We start from the raw sequence: 18,674 nt of genomic DNA on the forward strand, positions 1-18,674 counted from the left end.
GTTCTACCTTAAACGCCCAGCAGCGTTTCCTTGAACGGCTTCACAAGGGCATCCAGCCCAACGTCAACCGCCCCGGCGATTTTGAGCGTTTTCTCTTCCACAACCGTTCCAATCTTCGCGATCGGCAGGCCGGCGAAGAGGGCTTCGAGTTCGGCGGCCTTTTCGGGCGCAACCGTCACAACAAAGCGGCTGTTGGATTCCGAGAAGAGCGCCGTCGCGGCATCGAGGCCCAAACCAGAGAGATCGACATCCGCACCGAGCTGCCCGCCGATGGCGGTCAGCGCGAGCGAAACGGCCAGGCCGCCCTTGCTCGGGGTCGTTGCGGATTTCAGCAGGCCGGCATCCGTGGCCTTGTTCATCGCCGCATAGATTTTGAGCGCCTTGCCGGCATCCACCGCCGGAACGGTTCCGCCATAGTTCATCGGAGCGCCCTGCTCTTCCGCCAGAAGGCGGTAGTAGGCCGACGCACCGAGTTCATCCTTGGTGTCGCCGATTACATAGATTTCATCCCCGGCATTCTTCAACGGCATGGTGACCGCCTTCTTCACATCGTCGATCTGACCGATGGAGGAAACGAGTAATGTCGGAGGTATTGATATTTTCTTTCCACCCCGTGTGGAGTCGTTCTTACAGGAGTCCTTACCCGAGACCGCTGGCGTTTTATACGCAGTTGTTAAATCGTAGAGTGCTTTGTTCGAACGGACCAGCTGCGCCATCTTGTAGGCGCCGTCGGGCGTTTTGTCCGACTCGACCGGATCCGGCCAGCAATAGTTGTCGAGAATCGCAATACGGTTCAGATCGCCGCCCACGGCAATGACGCGGCGAACCGCTTCGTCGATCACGGAGGTGGTCATGTCGTAGGTGTCGATGTCCGAGAACCAGGGATTGATGCCTTCGGCCAGCACCGCGCCGCGATCGTTGTTGTATTCCACACGCATCATGGTGGCATCGGACGGAACGTCGGCGTTGACGCCGACGTAGGGCTTCACGACGGAGAGGCCTTTGACTTCGCCATCGTAGATGCGGCTCTTGTATTCGCGGGAGCAAATGTTCAGATCGCCCATCAGCTTGGCGAGGGTGCCGGAATAGTCGGACTGCGCTACAACGGCCGGCGACGGAACTTCGGGCTTTTTCCAAACGCCGGGCATCACGAGGGTCGGGCAACCGGTTTCGTAGAGGAAATCCATGTCGAGGCTGGCGATAACCTTGCCGTCCTGCTTGACGGTGAAATAGCCGGAATCGTTGTACTTGCCCATGAAGGCCACTTCGACATCGCGTTGCTTGGCGAGGGCTTCGAACGCTTCGCGCTTTTCGGGTTGGACGGCGAGGGTCATGCGTTCCTGCGCCTCGGAAACAAGCACTTCCCAAGGCTGGAGGCCTTCATATTTCAGCGGCGCGCCGGCGAGGTCGCATTCGCAACCGCCGGAATATTTGCCCATCTCGCCGAACGAGCAGGAGATGCCGCCCGCGCCGTTGTCGGTGATGCAGCGGAAGAGCCCGAGGTCGCGCGCCTCGATCAGGAATTCGTAAAGCTTGCGCTGGGTCAGCGGGTCGCCGATCTGCACGGCCTGCGCCGGCGATTCGGTGCGGAGCTCTTCCGAGGAAAACGTTGCGCCGTGGATGCCGTCCTTGCCGATGCGTCCGCCGCACATCACTGTCCAGTCGCCCACTTCAATCTCTTTGCGCTCGGACGGGCCGCCGGTGACCTCCACCGGAATCGTGCCCATCGTGCCGCAGTAGACCAGCGGCTTGCCGAGGAAGCGCTCGTCGAAACATTCGAAGCCACGGCTATAGGGAATGCCGGACTGGTTGCCGCCGTCGATCACACCTTCATGGACGCCGTCGCGGATGCGGCGCGGATGCATCAGTCCTTCGGGGATTTCCTTGTCGTAGAACGGCGAGCCGAGGCAGTAGCCCCACACATTGGAAACCAGCGCCGCGCCCATGCCGGTGCCGAGCGGGTCGCGGTTGACGCCCACGATGCCGGTCATCGAACCGCCGTAGGGATCGAGCGCGGAGGGCGAGTTGTGCGTTTCCACCTTGTAGACCAGGTGGATGTCTTCGTTGAATTTCACGATGCCCGCGTTGTCGGTGAAAACCGAAACCAGCCAATCGATCGACTCCTCGATCTTCTTGGTGGAGGCCTTGACGTAGGTTTTGTAGAGCGAGTTGATCGTTTCGGTTTCGCCGGTCTCTTCGTCCTTGTAGTTGACGGTTCCGGCAAAAATCTTGTGCGAGCAGTGCTCCGACCAGGTCTGGGCGATGCACTCGAGTTCGACATCGGTCGGCCATTCCGGCAGATCCAACTCGGCGCGGTGCGCCTTGACGTCGTCGCGCAGGTAGTGGTTGCGGATGGTGCGCATCTCTTCGAGCGAGAGCGACAGGATGCCATCGGAAGAAATCTTCATCAGCGCGGCATCGTCGTCCGGCAGCTCAATGGTGTTGACCTTGATTTCGGGATGATCGTCGAAGATCGGCGCGGTAATGTCCGGCTCGGCGGCCAGCCACTCCTCTTTGGAGTAGACGGCGATGGTCTGGATGAGGGTATTGGCCAGAAGGTCTTTGCCCAGATGCTCCACGTCCGCACGGCTAAGGTCGCCGGAGAGAAAATACTGGAGACAGGTGTAGACCTGCTCCTCCCATTCGAGTTCGCGGCCCACTTCGTCTTTCAGCGCTCCGCGGGCGGTGCGCCCCACGTTGTCGGTCACACCGGGCTTGAACCCAACCTCGAGCATCCAGTCGAACGATTCGGGGGCGGGCAGGCGTCCCATCGCGGACTCGGCCACGACCGGATCGGCAAAGGCGTTCTGGATTTCGGCGGCCTTGGCGGCGTCGATATTGGCGACCACTTTGTAGACGTCGCGCGTACGGCATTCCGCAATCGCCATTTTGAGGGCCCCCTCCGCCCGATGGATCACGCCACGTCCTCGCGCGTCCGGCACGCCATCCTTCAAACCGATTTCAATACGATAAATCATGCTTCAACTCCACCCGATTAGGTTCTCTTTCAAGTAAAACGGGGACAATAGCCGTTCGCGCGGGCGGGTTAAACACAGAAATGAAAAATCCCGCCCCCAACGGACGGGATTCGCAAACCCAGGCAGTTCCCGGACGGAAAAACTGACGGCCGTCAGTTTTTCCGTCCGGACCGGGGGAGCCTAACGGCCACCGAGGAGGTTGCCGACGACGCCAAGCACGGAACCTTCGCCCTGGCGCTCGCCGCCGGCCTGCTGCGGGGCATGCTCGATGATGCGGTCGGCCAGGCGGGAGAACGGCAGGCTCTGGAGGAAGATGGCACCCGTTCCGCGCAGGGTGGCGAGGAATAGGCCCTCGCCGCCGAAAAAGGCGGATTTCAGACCAACGCCCTCGATGCTGTATTCGATTCCGGGGGTGAATCCGACGATGCAACCGGTGTCGACCTTGAGCACGCCGTTGTCCAACTCCTTCCTAACCACCGTTCCGCCGGCATGGAGAAAGGCCATGCCATCGCCCTTCAGACGCTGGAGAATGAAACCTTCGCCGCCAAAGAAACCGGCCCCGAACTTTTTCGTGAAGGCGATGCCGATCGACGTGCCTTTGGCCGCGCAAAGAAACGCATCCTTTTGGCAGAGGATTTCCCCGCCGCAGTCGGCGAGGTTGAGCGGCACGATCTTGCCGGGATAGGGCGCGGCGAACGCGATGCGCTTTTTGCCCTGCCCGACATTCGTGAAGTGCGTCATGAACAGGCTCTCGCCCGTGAGTGCGCGCTTGCCCGCGCCGAGCAACTTGCCAAACATGCTTTCGTTGGCCTCGGAACCATCGCCCATCTTGGCTTCGAACGAGATTCCATCATCCATCCAGTTCATCGCACCGGCTTCGGCCACCACGGTTTCCGCCGGATCGAGCTCCACCTCGACGGTTTGCAGGTCGTCGCCGAGGATTTCGTAGTCTAGTTCATGGCACTTCATGGTTGATCCTCCCTATTGAACCGGCATGCCCTGCTGTTGCTGCTGCATTTGCTGCATCTGCATCATCATGCCGATCTGGCCGAGTTTGGCGATGAGATCGCCGGGAATATTGATGCTCCACATCACGCGGCCATCCTGCCGGAAGCCGGCGGAAGTGATCGGGTCGACTCCTTGCATCAGGGCAATCACCTGTGGAGCAAATGGCGACTGGGCATCATCCGGCATGAAGGCGGAAATCATTTCCATGTATCGGGCGACATCCCAATCCAGATAGTAGAATCCGCCCTCGGGATATACCTTGCGAGCCTTGACCGTTGAAACCGTTGCGGCGTTGTCTTTCACCCGGTCGATCACGCCTTCAATCTTGGTTCCGCCCATGGTGTAGAGCATCAGCCCGTCGAAGATGGCAATGTCGTAGCCCATGTTATCCATCTTCAGGGCCTCCATCTGCTTTTTCTGCTCCGCCATCATTTCCTCCAAAGAAATATCCATTTCGAGGTGGTGGATCTTGATGCCCTTGTGCTCACGGACGTTTTCCTTGAAGACGAGCTTCATCGGCATCCCCATGCTTTCATAGAGCTTCATGAAAGGTTCCATATCCTTGACCATGGATTTGAGCAGGGCCAGCGAGGCGGCTTCGTCGTTGACTTCAAGCAGGTAGTTTACGCTCATGCCGGCATCGGCATCGAAATCGAAGGTTTCGCATCCGGCACCGGAGTAGAGCTTCATCCACTTGGTCATGATTCCATTGAGTGAGGCGACATCGACCTCCTTGATCTGCATGGTTTTGAACAGGTTTTCGGTTTCGGCCATGATGAAATCGGACAAAGCCGCCGGGTTCGCCATCATGAAGTCCACCAGCACCATGCCGTCGCCAAACAATCCGGACTGAACCTTGGGGTTGCCCTTGGGGGCACTCGGGGAATCGACCAGCTTGGCCAGCGCCGTCCCCGCCATTGGAACAAAGGTTTCATTGATTTTCACTGATCCGCCCTGAGGGGCCAGCACCACCTCGCCGGATTTGCACTGGCTGCTCATCGACAACAGCACCCGCAGCTCGCCTTCGAGGATCTTTGCGGTGGTCGCGGCGGAATTGGTGGAGGCGCCTGGAGCCTCCATCATGCTGGCGCCCAACAGGGCCGGCATGGATTGCAGGAAACCCTGGATGAGTTCGTTGTTGCGTTCGATGATCGCCGCCGGCTGGGCCGCGATACGCAGTGTCGGGCTGCGCTTGGCGAGCAACTTCGCCTGCACGCGCCCGGAGAGGCCGGCTCCTTTGGCCACCTGCTCCTCGGATCCTCCGAGCACCAGCAATCCGTTGGAATACGTTGATGCCATACCCTTTTGGGTGGCGATGCCGGCATAGGCCGCCGACTGGGCTTCCGCCACTTCGATGACGGCAAAAATATTGGTGGTGTCGAGTGCGACAATCGCCAGCCCCTTGCCCGGGGCGATGCCGGCAAGCCCCGGATCGCCCAGCTGCATGCCGAGCAGATTCTTGAGCATCATGCCATTCATCATTGGAGAGCTTTGCGCCGCCACCAAACCGAATTCGTCGATGAAGCCGTGCACGTCCGATACGGTGACCGACAACATGGCCTCCGGCATTATGGCTGGTTTCTCAATGACCGGTGCCGCCTGCACCGAAACAATCGCGACGCATGCGATCGCCGCCAAACACATCTGTTTAATCTTCATGGTTTTCTCCTGGTTGCCGAACATGATTTACAAACCGCGCCCTTGGCACCACTACAAAACAGTCCTCTGTTTGTAAGGCCGGGCAAAGCGCAAACAATGCCGTGAGTTTTGCACCTAGGCAAAACAAGGGCAAAGCATTTCCGGATGTTTTAGAAATTGCTCTCCATCATGGGACGGTAGGTCAGGTCGTGCACCACCACGTCGTCCGGCGCAGTGATGCAGTGGACGATCATTTTCGCGGCCGATACGGGGGAGAGGTATTCCGGTCGCTCTTCGGGCCGGAAGTCGGTGTCGGTTCCGCCTGGATAGACGGCGGTCACCTTCACGTTCTTTTCGCGGCCTTCCTTGATCAGGCACTTGGTGAATCCCATGAAACCATATTTCATGGTGGAATAAATGGAATAGTTCGGCTGCGAGGTTTTGGCGATGGTGCTGACCACATTCACGATATGTCCGGCCCCGCGGTTGCCCATCTCCTTAAGCGCCTCGCGGCTCAGCAGCATCGGTGCGCGCAGGTTGACGGCATATTGCAGCTCCCAGTCGTCCAGTCCGATTTCGGACACGGGTGCCTTGACGTGGTTGAGCCCCGCATTGTTGACCAGCACATCCACCTGTCCCAGGGCGGCCTGCGCCTTGGCATAGATTTCGACCACCTGGGCGGGCTCGGTCAGATCGGCCGTTTCGCCCAGGCATCCGGTTTCCGATTTCAAGGCCTCCAGCAACGCGGTATCGCGCCCGGTTCCGAACACCGAATACCCAAGCGCCGTCATTTGCCTGACTAGTTCCCTACCAATTCCGCGCGTCGCGCCCGTCACCAATGCTGTCCGTGCCATCTATTTTCCTTTCAACTCGAATTCAATCTATAGGGAATCGACTTTAATGGTCATTCCTTCACCTTCATAGCCACCGGCAAAGCCGTTTCATCCGGGACTGCCGGAGAGAACGCAAGCACCTTCCGGCCGTCGGCGTTGAACAAGCGAAGCTCTTCGCCAACAATCTTATAGGAAGCAGCCTGCTCCAGCGCACCCAGGAATTGCAGCTCCTGATCCATCAGTTTCTGCGGGGCCGCCATCATGTTGCTGGCCGTCTTGCCCATCTTGATGGAAGAGCCCGTCAGTACATAGCCGCCCGAAAAACGGTTAACGCCTCCGCTTCCCGTAACCGTGCCATTTTCAAAACGCACAAAAACCTTCGATCTGGAAATACGGCCAACCAGCTCCCAGGTCGTCCCCTCCAGGGCGATCCCGGCGGGGGTTTTCGAAACCACCTCGATCAGTTCATGGATATATCTGGAGCCATCGACTGGAACGGTCACGCGCTCGATCACGCGGACGCGCAGCTTGTATTCATAGCCGGACACATAGTCGAAGCCATGGATCGGACTCGAAAACATTTGATAGTCGGACTCCGGCGACTGCTTCACCATCAGGCAGGTCATCGGCCCAACACCGACGCAATCCGCCATGGCCGGCCCCACATAGAAGGTCTGGGTTTTCCCGATCCCCGGACCAAACGTCGAGCACGACGACAGCAAGGCCACCGCGCAACCACCAACCACACCTAGCGCATTCATCCTGTTCATACCGGTCTCCATCTTTGGAAACGGGAAGAATGGGCGCGATGCCCCGATCTTTCAACCGGAGAGTTGCCCAAACTGCCCCCCCCGGAGGCTCGGCCAAGAAAACCCGGCAACAGGCTTGCATCGCCGCGTACCTTGCATTACAAGGTAGTCAGTGGCGAGGGAACCAACCATGGACTTTTTCGACAATTGGACGGTGCAGGTGCGCAAGGGGTTGCTGGAACTCTGCATCCTCAATCTATTGCTCGAAGGCGAGCAATATGGCTACGACATCATCCGAAAGGTGCTGGAGGTTCCCGGCTTCGGCATCACCGAAGGCACCCTCTATCCCCTGCTCTCGCGCCTCCGCCTGCAAGGGCTTGTGCAGACCCGGCTGGTTGAATCCAGCTCCGGACCGGCCCGAAAATACTACGCCCTCACCGCCAAGGGCCGTAAAACCGCTTCCATCATGAACGAACATCTTCAGGAAATCCTCAACGGCCTCCGCTCGATGGACGGAACGGATGAAAGGTAAGCCCCATGGAATGGACAGAAACAGCAACCCGGGAACTTGAAGGCATCCTCGACCAACTGCGGGCATCGCTCGACCCGCAGGAGGTGGACATCGACGAAGTCGCCGACGACATCCAAACCCGCATCGAGGCCGAGCTGGCGACCGGCACCAGCCGTGTCATCACTGCCGACAGCGTCCGGGCCGCCGCCGCGAGAATCGGCGTCCAGGAGATGGTTCCCGACCAAAAGAAAACGGAATTCGTGCAGGCCCTCGAAAAGCCGAAGCGCATCCGCAAAGGCATTGCCACGGGTTGGTTCTGGTTCACCGGCATTATCCTGCCGCTCGTTGCACTGGGCACCGAGGCCATCGCGCACCTTTGCCTGGATGCGGGACTGGTCGATCCCATCCCCACTCCGTTCCACGCCTTGCTGATCGCCGTGGTTCCGCTGACCAACCTACTCGGTTGGCTCACGATTCGGAAAAAGAAAGCCATTCCGGAAAAGTGGCTTGGCCTATTGGCAGGAATCGCCGTTGCCGTTGCAGCCTACAATACATTGTTGTTTGCCACCCTCACCCCGTTCGCGATCATGGGCTTTGCGGCGATCATTTATTTCGGCATCGGCCTGCTTTGCTTTCTGCCGCTCTCCCCCTTGCTCAGCCTCGCCGCCACCTTCCGGATGTGGGTGCTGCTGAAGCGACACTTCGGGCAGCGACTGCAGTATTTCAGAAACGGAATCCTGATCGGCCTTTCCGCCATTTTGCTTTGCTCCGCCCCGATGTACCTCACCAAGATCGGCCTGACCCTGGCGGCCTCCGACCAGCCCGGAACGCAACTCAAAGGCATCAGGTTGCTGCGCATGGCGGGCGACGAGGTGCTCATGAACCGTGCCTGCTACTGGGGCGCCAACATGCCGACTGACCCGATCTCCTGGTTGATCAACGGCGGCAAACGGGTTAAACCCGACCAGGCGCGCGATATCTACTACCGCGTCACCGGTTCCGCCTTCAACACCGTCGCCTCCCCCACGCTCGGCCTGCGCTCCCGGCGCAATCCCGGCGAAGAGTTCGACTGGGATCCCGAACAGGGCGGCGATGTGGTGGCCGGCCGGTTGAAAGGGCTCTCGCTCACCGATTCGCGTATGGATGGTGTGGTGGACGAGGATGCCGCAACCGCCTACATTGAATGGACGATGGTGTTCCAAAACGACTGGAAGCGCGAGCGCGAAGCCCGTGCCCAAATCGCCCTCCCCCCCGGCGCGGTGGTCTCGCGCCTGACGCTGTGGATCGATGGCGAGGAACGCGAGGCCGCGTTCGGCGGGCGCTCGCAGGTCAAGCAGGCCTACAAGAAGGTGGTGCGCCGCCGGCGCGATCCCGTGCTGGTGACCACCAGCGGCCCCGACCGAGTCCTGATGCAGTGCTATCCCGTCCCCGCCAGCGGCGACATGAAGATCCGCATCGGCATCACCGCCCCGCTCGCGCTGCTCTCGGAGAGCGAACGCGCGCTGCGCCTGCCGCACCTGCACGAACGCAACTTCCGCATCCCGGAAAGCACCGCCCACGCGGTTTGGCTCAAGGGGGGCGAATCCCTCTTTTCCGAAACCGATGCACTGGGCGCCCTGCCGAACGGCTCGCTGTTCGGAGATATTCCCGATCTGCTCCTCAACGGGGAAGCAGGCGTTGTTAAAGGAGCCAGCAACGTCAAAACCAGCTGGGCCGCCAGCAACGGGGATTCGGTGGTTCAGCAAATCCAACCCAGGCAAAACCACCGTCCCGACCATATTGCCATTGTCATCGATGGCTCCGTCGGCATGAAAGCGCACCGAATGGAAATTGCCTCCGCCCTCGAAGCGCTTCCGCGCGATGTCCCCGTGTCCATTCTACTTTCCAGCGACGAGCCGGTCGAACTTGCCCGGGCGCAGTTGCTGACCAACGGCAAACTGCAGGTGTTGAAAAAGCAGATCCAAACCCTGAAGACCACGGGCGGACAGGACAACGGCCCCGCATTGCGGGACGTCTGGAAAATACCCTATACCGGCAACCGTACCGCGATCGTCTGGGTGCATGGCCCGCAACCCTGGAAGCTTAATTCCGGAGAACCGCTACGGCAGGTCATGGAACGGCAAAAACAAGTGGAGCTGATCGACTTCCAGATCGGACACGGCCCGCACCGGCTGGCCGAGCAGCTGGGCGACCTGCCCGGCTTCCGCGCCGCCCCCCGCTTCGCCGACACCGAAAGCGACTTGAAGGATCTGTTCCGCTCGCTCTCCAACGGCCAAACGGTATGGGAAGCCAAGCGCTTCCATGCCGAAGAGCAACCGGCCGACGCGAAGCCGGCGACCGATCATCTGGTGCGGCTTTTTGCATGGGACCGGATCCGCGCGGATCTCGCCGACGGAATCCCCGGAAACGAAGAAGCGCTGCGGCTGGCCCTGAAGCACCACCTCGTCACGCCGGTGAGCGGAGCGGTGGTGCTTGAAACGAAACAACAGTTCGACGAAGCCAACCTTAAGCCGGTCAGCAGCTCCGATGTGCCCAGCGTCCCCGAACCGGGAACGCTAGTCCTCTTCGCCATGGCCGCGCTGCTGGTCTTCTACGGCCGCCGAATCGTCCGGCGCATCAGGATTGCCCTGCACATCTAGTCGTATTTCTTACGGCGTTCGGGGCGTCCGCCGCCTTGGCGGTTGCCGCCACCACCGGAACGGGCACCTTGGCCACCCTGGCCGCCCCCGCCCGGACCGCCTGCGGCGCGGAGGCTTACCGGGCGGCCGTCTAGCGAGAGGTTTTGCATGCCTTTGCGCAGCGTGTTGGCGGCTTCCTTCGAAACTTCGAAAAAGGAGGTGTCGCGCCCCAGATCAATCGCGCCGATCTGATTCGACTTGATGCCGCTGTTTTCGCAGACGAGCCGGACAATCGCCCCGGCATTGACACCGTGCACCCGGCCGACGTTGATCGAGAACCCCTTGGTATCGTAGGCCTGCATGCGGTGGTTGCGCTTGGAATTTTCCGAACGCTGCTGCCCCGGTTGGCGCTCGCGGCGCGGCTTCGACTTGGCATTGAGATCCTCGGCGTTGCGGTAGTAGTCGAGGAAATGGTTGAACTCAACCGCAACGAAGCGCTTGATGATTTCCTTCTTGTCGAGGTGGCAGAGCGCCTCGTAGGCCGGTGGAAGATAATCCGCAATCTCTTCTTCCTTCACATCGACCTCGACCACGCGATGGATCAGCGCGAGCAACTGGTTTTCGCAGATGGCCCGGGCGTCCGGAATCTTTTCCAACTTGATCGTAATGTTGTTGCGGCGCTCCAGCTCGACGATGCGGCGACGCTCGTGCATGTTGATCAGCGCAATCGAAACACCGGACTTGCCGGCACGGGCCGTGCGGCCGCTGCGGTGCGTGTAGGCCGCAACTTCGTCCGAAAGCTTATAGTGGATCACGTGCGTGATGTCGTTGACGTCGATGCCGCGGGCGGCGACATCGGTTGCCACCAGCACCTGCACCGCTTTCTGGCGGAACTTGCGCATCACGGTGTCGCGCTGCGCCTGCGACAGTTCGCCGTGCAGCGCCTCGGCGGAATAGCCGTCGGCCATCAGCTTTTCGGCCACCGTCTGCGTTTCGGCACGCGTGCGGCAGAAAATCAGGCCATAGATTTCGGGCAGGTAGTCGAGGATGCGCTTGACCGCCGGGTAGCGATCCTTTTCGTGGACCATGAAGCAAAAGTGCTCGATGTTCGCGGCCGCTTCGTTGCGGCCACCGACGGAAACCTCGACCGGGTCGGTCTGGTAGTTCTGCGCAATGCGCGCCACGCCCTTGGCCATGGTGGCCGAGAACAGCCAGGTAACACGATCTTCCGGTGCCTTTTCCAGGATGGCGTCCAGCTCATCCTTGAAGCCCATATTGAGCATTTCATCCGCTTCGTCCAAAACGACTACGGAAACCTGATCGAGTTTTGCCGCGCGGCGTTCGATCAGGTCGAGCAGGCGACCGGGAGTCGCTACAATGATTTGTGTGCCGCGTTTAAGATCGCGGATCTGTGTGGCAATGTTCGAACCGCCATAAACCGCCGTGATCTGCAGCCCCGGGCGATGCCGGGCGAATTTTTTCAGGTCGTCGGCGATCTGCAGGCAGAGCTCGCGGGTCGGCGAAAGGATAATGCCCTGCGGCATGCCGTTGTCGGGATCCACCCGTTCCAGCAGCGGCAGACCGAATGCGGCGGTCTTGCCGGTACCGGTCGAAGCCAGGCCAACAAAATCGCGCGTCCCTTCGAGCAGTACCGGGATGGCCTGTTCCTGAATCGGGGTTGGGGTTTCGAAGCCTAGGGCTTCAATGGATTTAAGCGTCTCGGGGCTCAGCCCCAGTTCGGTGAATTTCATACTATCCTCTCACAGTGACAAACGAACACGGCACCGGCCAAGTTTGGCGGTGCGGTACCGTCTCTCCACAATTAACAGGGCGCCAATCCCGCGCCCATCGCAAGAGTCTAGCCCCGAATCAACAGAACACTTCAACGTCGGTTCTGCAAAACGAAGGCGCGGTTATACGCACATCTGGATGAGATGCAACCTGTTTATGAAAAAGAAATGAACCTCCCCGCAGCAAGCTACGCGGTGTCGGAATAATTGTAGGGATGGAACAGTGACAAAGAAAACCTTCCCCGCCAAACGGAAGAAAGGCATCGTCCCACAGCCGTTTCATCCCTACAAATGCCGCAAGCCACGGGGTTTTAGCCCCGAGCTTCGCACCAAGCATGGCCACGGAACGGACCACGGCCGTGGTTTGTTCCGTGGCCAGCCCCTTCCGTTGCTTAACCGAGGATTCCGTCTGGAGGCGGGACTAAACCTGTTCCACGAGCTTTCGGCTTGAGCTGCCGGGAGAAGATTGCTCCGCAGATGGCGGCGGGTACAGGGCTGATTCACAGGGAATTGCATAATGTCTGGAAATCCACGAATGCGCCACAGCTACTTTCACTGAAACCCCAGACACTGCTGCTCACATAATCCATCCACAATCATACTTGATAACTGTTTCCTCATCCTCGTTCAAAATGCGATGAGCATGCTCTCTTGCAATGGTAATTGTTTTTCGTACTAATCCACCATGCCCGGAGAAGCTACAGAATGATACTTCGACAGAATCTTCTGCTATGCGAACCCGAGGATAGAAATCGATCACGCATGCCTGCTTCATCGAACGAGCCCCCAAACCCAGGCCCTTGTTGATAAGATTTTCATATTGAGCCTTGGACGCCACGATTCGTCCTTCTGAACCCTTAATGGCATGCCCAGTCAAATAAAACTGATCCGCGTATCTGTAAAGGACAGCATATTCCAAATAGCTTTCTTCCGTACCGTTCAGGTGCACTTTAAGGAACCAATCGCAGTCAACATCATCGATTGCAGGTGTCTCCCCAACGTTACGTGCGTAAATCCAAGGGCTTCCAGCAAACCAGCTTTGCGAGTATGAATAATCAAGAACGAAGCCTGATTCCATCGAGAGATTAGTAAAACAGGAGAAATAATATTGAGGATCAAAAACCCCCTCTTGCAATGCGGTAACATGGTTTCCGTCATCAGGAGACGGCAGGCCACTCCTATGCGTTTCCAGCATATCGAGTTTACGCTGGAGACATTCGCCCAAATCATTTTCAGCAAGTATGCCCTGGTGTAAACAGACGCGTCTTTCCTGAGAATATAAAACCGCATTCGCCACGCCCCATAGCATCACAAAAAAAACACAGCACAAGACAGGGAAGGATAACATTCTCCAGTACCACCTAAGCCCGGAAGCCAGTCGAAAGCCCAGATAGAAAAACGAAAAGCAGGCAACAAGGTAGAGATACAGCGTCCATGCTAATCGGGAATCCAGCATCCATTCCAAAAGCGTGGTTCCCTCTCTATTCCCCTGCAAGTCGTTCCCGACAAACACCACTAGGTTTTTGACCAAAAAGTACGAAAGCCCGGCCAATAGCAATGCGAGAAGTATAGAGCGCAATCGTTCATTATTCCTCATCCGGGAAAAATCCTATTCATCTGCATCCAGAGCCATACGTATTTCATCCCTGCACCGCTTCATGGCATCAACCGCCTGTTTGGCCTCGGCCTTGTCGGCGGATTCTCCGGGATAGCGGAAATGGATGGCATACTGCGTAAGAAGTTCCATATCGTCCTGCATCGACTGCCAAAGCGGGAACAATCCAAGGCAGGATTGAAGCAGGATTTCCAAATCGTGGATTTTCCTGAACGGAATCCCATGCTTCTGCAAAACGGCTTTCAGGTACTTCTCGATGCATTGCTGAGCATGGAAACAGGCGGCATCATAGTTTGGGGATTTTCGGGCACGATATTCTCGAAGCGAAGTCACGCAATCCCCTTCGGCCTTGGCGATCCATTCCTCAACCAGCCTGCTCATAGAGCACCTGCCCATTGTCCATGATGGTTTTGAGGAAAAAATCGTTTTGCTGCACGCGGTTGCGGATTTCCTCGGATGATTTGACAATCAAATCCAACGGGAAACTTCGCTTAACGGCTTTGCGAATGGCCAATGCCTGCTGAAGGCCGGACTGGGCATGGCTCATTTCCACCAACAAATCGACATCGCTGTCTTCGGTCGCCTTGCCCTCTGCATAGGAACCAAACAGAATGATGCGCTCCGGCTGGAATTGCCGCGCCACCTCATTGGCATATTCAATGATTTCGCTTCGCTGAACCATGCCGACAAGTTGCTTGAAAGATATGGGTAAGTCAAGACTGCCGAATATCCGCTGGCGCTTCCATCTGGCAGCAGGAATTGGATGGTGCTGAAGCAGACGACCGGGTGCATGTTGCGGATAAATGCTGGAATGATATGGGGATCCATAATAGAAATGCTGATCAACCCTAGGCGTTTCCTTCAACAAGACGGGTGAATATGAAGAACAAGAATAGTGGAATCCTGCTGAGCATCGCACTGGCAAGCTGCGGTTTGTTCGCCGAACCGGGCGGCACGCATATCCTGACCGGCAAGGAAAAGAGCATTGAGGAAATCGTCCAAAACGACATGGCCGACTTCCCCGAACACTACGAGGGCGAATCGTTGAAGGCCTACGTTGCGAGATTCAAAAGCAAAAACAAAATCGGCCGGAGAAAACTGCAACCCGGGGATGCCCTGCACTTCCCCGACACCTCCGCCGCCACAAGAATCGCAAAGGAAAAGGCCGCGCGTGCGGAACGCGACGCACGGTTGCCCGGCCGTTGGAGGCTGAATGGAACCGGACAGATTATTACAATCATCTATGAATACCGCACCGATGGCACATACAAGACCGAGTTCGTGGAACCGGGCGTTTTCTATGGAGGGGTCTGGGAAATCAAAGGCGACACGCTCCGAACGAAGTTGCTGACCACGAACAAGGACGATAAAGCCGCCTTGGGAAAATGGTTCGAGAGCGACATCCGCACCCTGAATGAGAACGCGCTTGTTTTTCGGCTCAGCGGATCGGAGATGTCCTTTACGAGGGAAAAATAGTACGCATGCGCCCTGTCGAGAGCACTTAGGCAACGACACTGCGTCACGGAAAAACTCACGATCGTGAGTTTTTCCGTGACGCAGCGAACAAATATTACAAAGCCCGAATCGACGGATTCCGCCGGAAGAAGGCGGGACTACGCGCTTTTTGGCTTGAGCTGCGGGAAGAGGATGACGTCGCGAATGGCGTCGGAGCCGGTGAGCAGCATCATGAGGCGGTCGATGCCAATGCCCATGCCACCGGTCGGCGGCATGCCGTATTCCAAGGCCGAGAGGAAATCCTCGTCGATCTTGGAGGCATCGCCGGCGGCCTGTTCCTCGAAACGCTTGCGCTGTTCGATGGGATTGTTCAGCTCGCTGTAGGCCGGCGCGATCTCCTTGCCGCCAATGATCAGCTCGAAGACATCGACCAGCTCCGGATCGTCGGCGCAGGCGTTGGCCAGCGGCACGAGCTCGGCCGGAAGACGCGTGATGAAGGTGGGCTGAATGAGCGCGCCTTCGATGGTTTTGTCGTAGATCTCGTGGGTGACCTGCTTGAAGTCTGCCCCCTCTTCAACATGGACTTCGAGTTCAGCCGCCTTGGCCTTGGCTTCGTCGAGGCTTTTTTCGAACCAGTCGGCACCGAGGTGCTCGCGGACGAGATCGTGGTATGGCACTTCGCGCCAAGGGGATTGCAGGTTGATGGTGTTGCCCATCCATTCGAACTCCATCTTGCCGAAGATGGTTTCGGCCAGGTGGGTGAACATGGACTGGATCAGCTCCTGCATGGTGCGCATGTCGCCGTAGGCCTGGTAGATTTCGAGGCAGGTGAATTCGGGATTGTGCGTGCGGTCGAGCCCTTCGTTGCGGAAGTTGCGGTTCATTTCGTAGACCCGGTCCATGCCGCCGACGATCAGGCGTTTGAGGTATAGCTCGGGCGCGATGCGCATGAAGACATCGATGTTGAGCGCATTGTAGTGCGCCTGGAAAGGCTTGGCCGCCGCGCCGCCGGCAATCTGCTGGAGCATCGGGGTTTCAACCTCGAAGTAGCCGCGGCCATCGAGGAAGCTTCGGATTTCCTTCATGACCTGCGTGCGCTTCTTGAACACATCCATCACTTCCGGGTTGGAGATGAGGTCGAGCGAGCGCTGGCGGTAGCGGGTTTCGACATCGGTGAGGCCGTGGAACTTTTCGGGAAGCGGCAATAGCGCCTTGGAAAGCAGCGTCCAGCCGTTCACGCGGACGGTTTGCTCTTCGGTGCGGGTGATGAAGAGATCGCCTTCAACGCCGATGATGTCGCCAAGGTCGAGCAGCTTGAAGGCATCAAACGTGTCGTCGCCGACCAGGTCTTTCTTGACCATGAGCTGGAACTTTGCGGAACCGTCGGAAACATGGGCGAAAGCCATTTTGCCCATTTTGCGGATGGCGACGATGCGACCGCAGGCCTTGACCGCCTTGCCCTCTTCGAAATCCGCGTGCAGCTGGGCCAGCGTGGCCGTGCGCTCGAATGCGGCACCGAACGCCGGGAAACCGGCCTCGGCGAGCTTGTTCATGTTTTCGATGCGCTGCTGGCGGTATTCATTTCCTGAAAGTTGTTCTTCGCTCATGGTTTTCTCCTGAAAAATTGGCCGCGAACCATAGGGTTTCGGCAGCAGCAAGGCAAGCTTGCTGTGTGGTGGAGTACGGGAGTGGCGGAGCAATGGGGTGTCCGGGCATGGACACCCCCGCCCCCATACTCCCCTACGCCCAATCCGCCAACCGCAGGTTGGGATTGACGTCCAAGGGTTCGCCCATGGCCTTACCAAGGCGGGCCTTTTCGTAGGCGGCGCCGGCGATCATGGCGGCGTTGTCGGTACAGAGCGCCGGTGGGCAGAGCAAGAGCGGAACACCGGTCTTTTCCGAGAGGGCCGTCAGCTTTTCCCGCAACACTTTGTTGAGCGAGACCCCGCCGGCGCACGAAAAACTCTTGATTTCAAAACGTTTGAGCGCCCGGGCAACCCGTTTGGTCAGCGCATCGGCCACCGCTTCCTGGTAGCTGGCTGCAATATCGGCCAACTCCTGCCCCTCTGGCTCGTGGTCGAGATTCTTGACGTGGGTGAGCAACGAGGTCTTGAGCCCGCTAAAGCTGAAACAGAGTTCGCGGTCGTATTTATAGATCCACTTTCCACGATCCACACTATCGAGCCCGCGCGGGAAACGGATGGCGTCGGGGTTGCCGCCCTCGGCGGTCTTCTGGATGATCGGGCCGCCGGGATAACCGAGCTTCAGCACGGCGGCGGCTTTATCGAGCGCCTCGCCCGCGGCATCGTCGATCGTGCTGCCGAGCAGTTCGTACTGGCCGACACCGCGCATCATCACGAGGCTGCTGTCGCCGCCTGAGACGAGCAGGCCGAGCATCGGGAACACCTCGTCTGCGGACGGGGCATCCTCCTTCATGAACACGGAATGGAGGTGGCCTTCGTGGTGGTTCACCCCGATCAGCGGCTTGCCCAGCCGCATGGCCAGGGTCTTTGCGGCGGTAAAACCGATCAACAGCGAGCTGGCCAGGCCGGGGCCGTAGGTGACGGCCAAGGCATCAATGGAATCGTAGGTTTCGCCCGCGCCCTCCAGCGCCTCCTCGATAATGCCGGGCAGCTTGGCCACATGGTTGCGCGAGGCGATCTCCGGCACCACGCCACCGTACGGGCGGTGCTTGGCGATTTGCGAGTAGATGGCGTTCGACAACACCTTGCGGCCGTCCTCCACAACGGCGGCGGCGGTTTCATCGCACGAGCTTTCGATTCCAAGAATTTTCATGGCGCATATAAAACGGGGCTTGAATGATGTATTCAAGCCCCGTTTTCAAACTTTCAGCCGAGTGGATACTACATGTTCATCATCTCGGCTTTTTCGGCGGCTTCGTATTCCTTCATTTCCTTGTCGAGTTCATCGAAGGCCTTGGAGGCGCGGAAACGTTCGTAGAGGTGCTTTGCGCCATCGTTGCCCTTGAGGGACTCGTCGATGATGTCGGGATTGAGGACCATCAGGACATAGGCGGTGGTGACGCCGTCGGTGGTTTCGTATTTCTGCATTTTCGGGGTGGTGCCCTGCAGGGTTTGCGAGGTGATCTGCTTGGTGGCGGAGCTGAAGAGCTCGTTCATTTCGGAGCCGCTGGCTTCACCGACCTCCTCGATGAAGGCTTTTTCGAGGTTTTCGATTTTCACCGAAACGAGCTGGGCGAGGTTCTTGCGGGCCTCCACCTTGGCCTTGGTGATGGCCAGCTGCGTATTGCGGGATTCGCCCAGGCCCACCGAGGCCATGCCCCCTTTGTCCGTGATCTTTCCGACTTCCTCCTGCATGACTTCGAACATGGTTTTGTCGGACGTCATCTTGGGGGTGGATTTGCATCCGGAAAATCCGATGCAGGCTGTCAGGGCTAGTAGACCAAAGGCAATACGTTTCATTTTCTCATTCTCCTATTGTAGTTGGCAACGACCGGA

15 protein-coding genes are annotated in these 18,674 nt (G+C 58.4%); 3 read left to right on the plus strand and 12 right to left on the minus strand.

The annotated features are described in order from the left end of the window. Positions 1-8 precede the first annotated feature (8 nt). From E9954_RS11635 to E9954_RS11655, 5 genes are all read right to left on the minus strand, one after another. A complete protein-coding gene (locus E9954_RS11635; protein ID WP_136079337.1) occupies positions 9-2,978 on the minus strand; it encodes an AIR synthase-related protein in 2,970 nt (989 codons plus the stop codon). A gap of 180 nt (positions 2,979-3,158) precedes the next feature. Beyond that, positions 3,159-3,947, minus strand: a complete 789-nt coding sequence (locus E9954_RS11640) for a TIGR00266 family protein (RefSeq protein ID WP_136079338.1) — start codon at positions 3,945-3,947, stop codon at positions 3,159-3,161. A 12-nt stretch (positions 3,948-3,959) separates the two neighbouring features. After that, positions 3,960-5,645: a hypothetical protein gene (locus E9954_RS11645; protein ID WP_136079339.1), complete on the minus strand. Its 1,686-nt coding sequence runs from the start codon at positions 5,643-5,645 to the stop codon at positions 3,960-3,962. Between the two features lie 149 nt (positions 5,646-5,794). Then, positions 5,795-6,478 carry an SDR family oxidoreductase gene (locus tag E9954_RS11650; RefSeq protein WP_136079340.1) on the minus strand — a complete coding sequence of 228 codons (684 nt, stop codon included), beginning with the start codon at positions 6,476-6,478 and terminating at the stop codon, positions 5,795-5,797. A gap of 50 nt (positions 6,479-6,528) precedes the next feature. Beyond that, positions 6,529-7,227, minus strand: a complete 699-nt coding sequence (locus tag E9954_RS11655) for a DUF4377 domain-containing protein (RefSeq protein WP_168442182.1) — start codon at positions 7,225-7,227, stop codon at positions 6,529-6,531. A 169-nt stretch (positions 7,228-7,396) separates the two neighbouring features. Here E9954_RS11655 and E9954_RS11660 point away from each other — a divergent pair, with 169 nt between their 5' ends. Both E9954_RS11660 and E9954_RS11665 read left to right on the plus strand, forming a co-directional pair. Beyond that, positions 7,397-7,738, plus strand: coding sequence for a PadR family transcriptional regulator (locus E9954_RS11660; RefSeq protein ID WP_136079342.1), 342 nt, complete (start codon positions 7,397-7,399; stop codon positions 7,736-7,738). A gap of 5 nt (positions 7,739-7,743) precedes the next feature. Further along, positions 7,744-10,356, plus strand: a complete 2,613-nt coding sequence (locus tag E9954_RS11665) for a VIT domain-containing protein (protein ID WP_136079343.1) — start codon at positions 7,744-7,746, stop codon at positions 10,354-10,356. On the opposite strand, the gene E9954_RS11670 is transcribed toward E9954_RS11665, so the two are convergent. The 4 genes from E9954_RS11670 to E9954_RS11685 form a co-directional block, all read right to left on the minus strand. Beyond that, positions 10,353-12,086 (minus strand): DEAD/DEAH box helicase, encoded by a 1,734-nt coding sequence (locus E9954_RS11670; protein ID WP_136079344.1) that lies wholly within the window; start codon positions 12,084-12,086, stop codon positions 10,353-10,355. The two genes, E9954_RS11665 and E9954_RS11670, sit on opposite strands and share 4 nt — an antisense overlap. 616 nt (positions 12,087-12,702) lie before the next feature. Continuing rightward, positions 12,703-13,722, minus strand: coding sequence for a hypothetical protein (locus tag E9954_RS11675; protein ID WP_136079345.1), 1,020 nt, complete (start codon positions 13,720-13,722; stop codon positions 12,703-12,705). Between the two features lie 12 nt (positions 13,723-13,734). Continuing rightward, the gene (locus E9954_RS11680; protein ID WP_136079346.1) at positions 13,735-14,121 is read right to left on the minus strand and encodes a HEPN domain-containing protein; all 387 of its coding nucleotides are present in this window, start codon (positions 14,119-14,121) and stop codon (positions 13,735-13,737) included. Then, complete coding sequence (locus tag E9954_RS11685; RefSeq protein WP_136079347.1) at positions 14,105-14,422, minus strand: nucleotidyltransferase domain-containing protein; 318 nt, start codon at positions 14,420-14,422, stop codon at positions 14,105-14,107. Before E9954_RS11685 ends, E9954_RS11680 begins: the two co-directional genes overlap by 17 nt. A 197-nt stretch (positions 14,423-14,619) precedes the next feature. Here E9954_RS11685 and E9954_RS11690 point away from each other — a divergent pair, with 197 nt between their 5' ends. After that, complete coding sequence (locus E9954_RS11690) at positions 14,620-15,216, plus strand: hypothetical protein (protein WP_136079348.1); 597 nt, start codon at positions 14,620-14,622, stop codon at positions 15,214-15,216. 137 nt (positions 15,217-15,353) lie between these two features. Here the strand turns inward: E9954_RS11690 and lysS are convergent, their stop codons facing one another. The 3 genes from lysS to E9954_RS11705 all read right to left on the minus strand — a co-directional run bounded on the left by lysS (position 15,354) and on the right by E9954_RS11705 (position 18,638). Continuing rightward, positions 15,354-16,802 (minus strand): lysine--tRNA ligase, encoded by a 1,449-nt coding sequence (gene lysS, locus E9954_RS11695; protein WP_136079349.1) that lies wholly within the window; start codon positions 16,800-16,802, stop codon positions 15,354-15,356. Between the two features lie 133 nt (positions 16,803-16,935). Continuing rightward, positions 16,936-17,991 (minus strand): tRNA (adenosine(37)-N6)-threonylcarbamoyltransferase complex transferase subunit TsaD, encoded by a 1,056-nt coding sequence (tsaD, locus tag E9954_RS11700; RefSeq protein WP_136079350.1) that lies wholly within the window; start codon positions 17,989-17,991, stop codon positions 16,936-16,938. A 68-nt stretch (positions 17,992-18,059) separates the two neighbouring features. After that, entirely contained in the window at positions 18,060-18,638 is a 579-nt protein-coding gene (locus tag E9954_RS11705) for a hypothetical protein (protein ID WP_136079351.1), read from the minus strand. Between the last annotated feature and the right edge of the window lie 36 nt (positions 18,639-18,674).

It is taken from the genome of Pontiella desulfatans, assembly GCF_900890425.1.
Taxonomy (GTDB): domain Bacteria; phylum Verrucomicrobiota; class Kiritimatiellia; order Kiritimatiellales; family Pontiellaceae; genus Pontiella; species Pontiella desulfatans.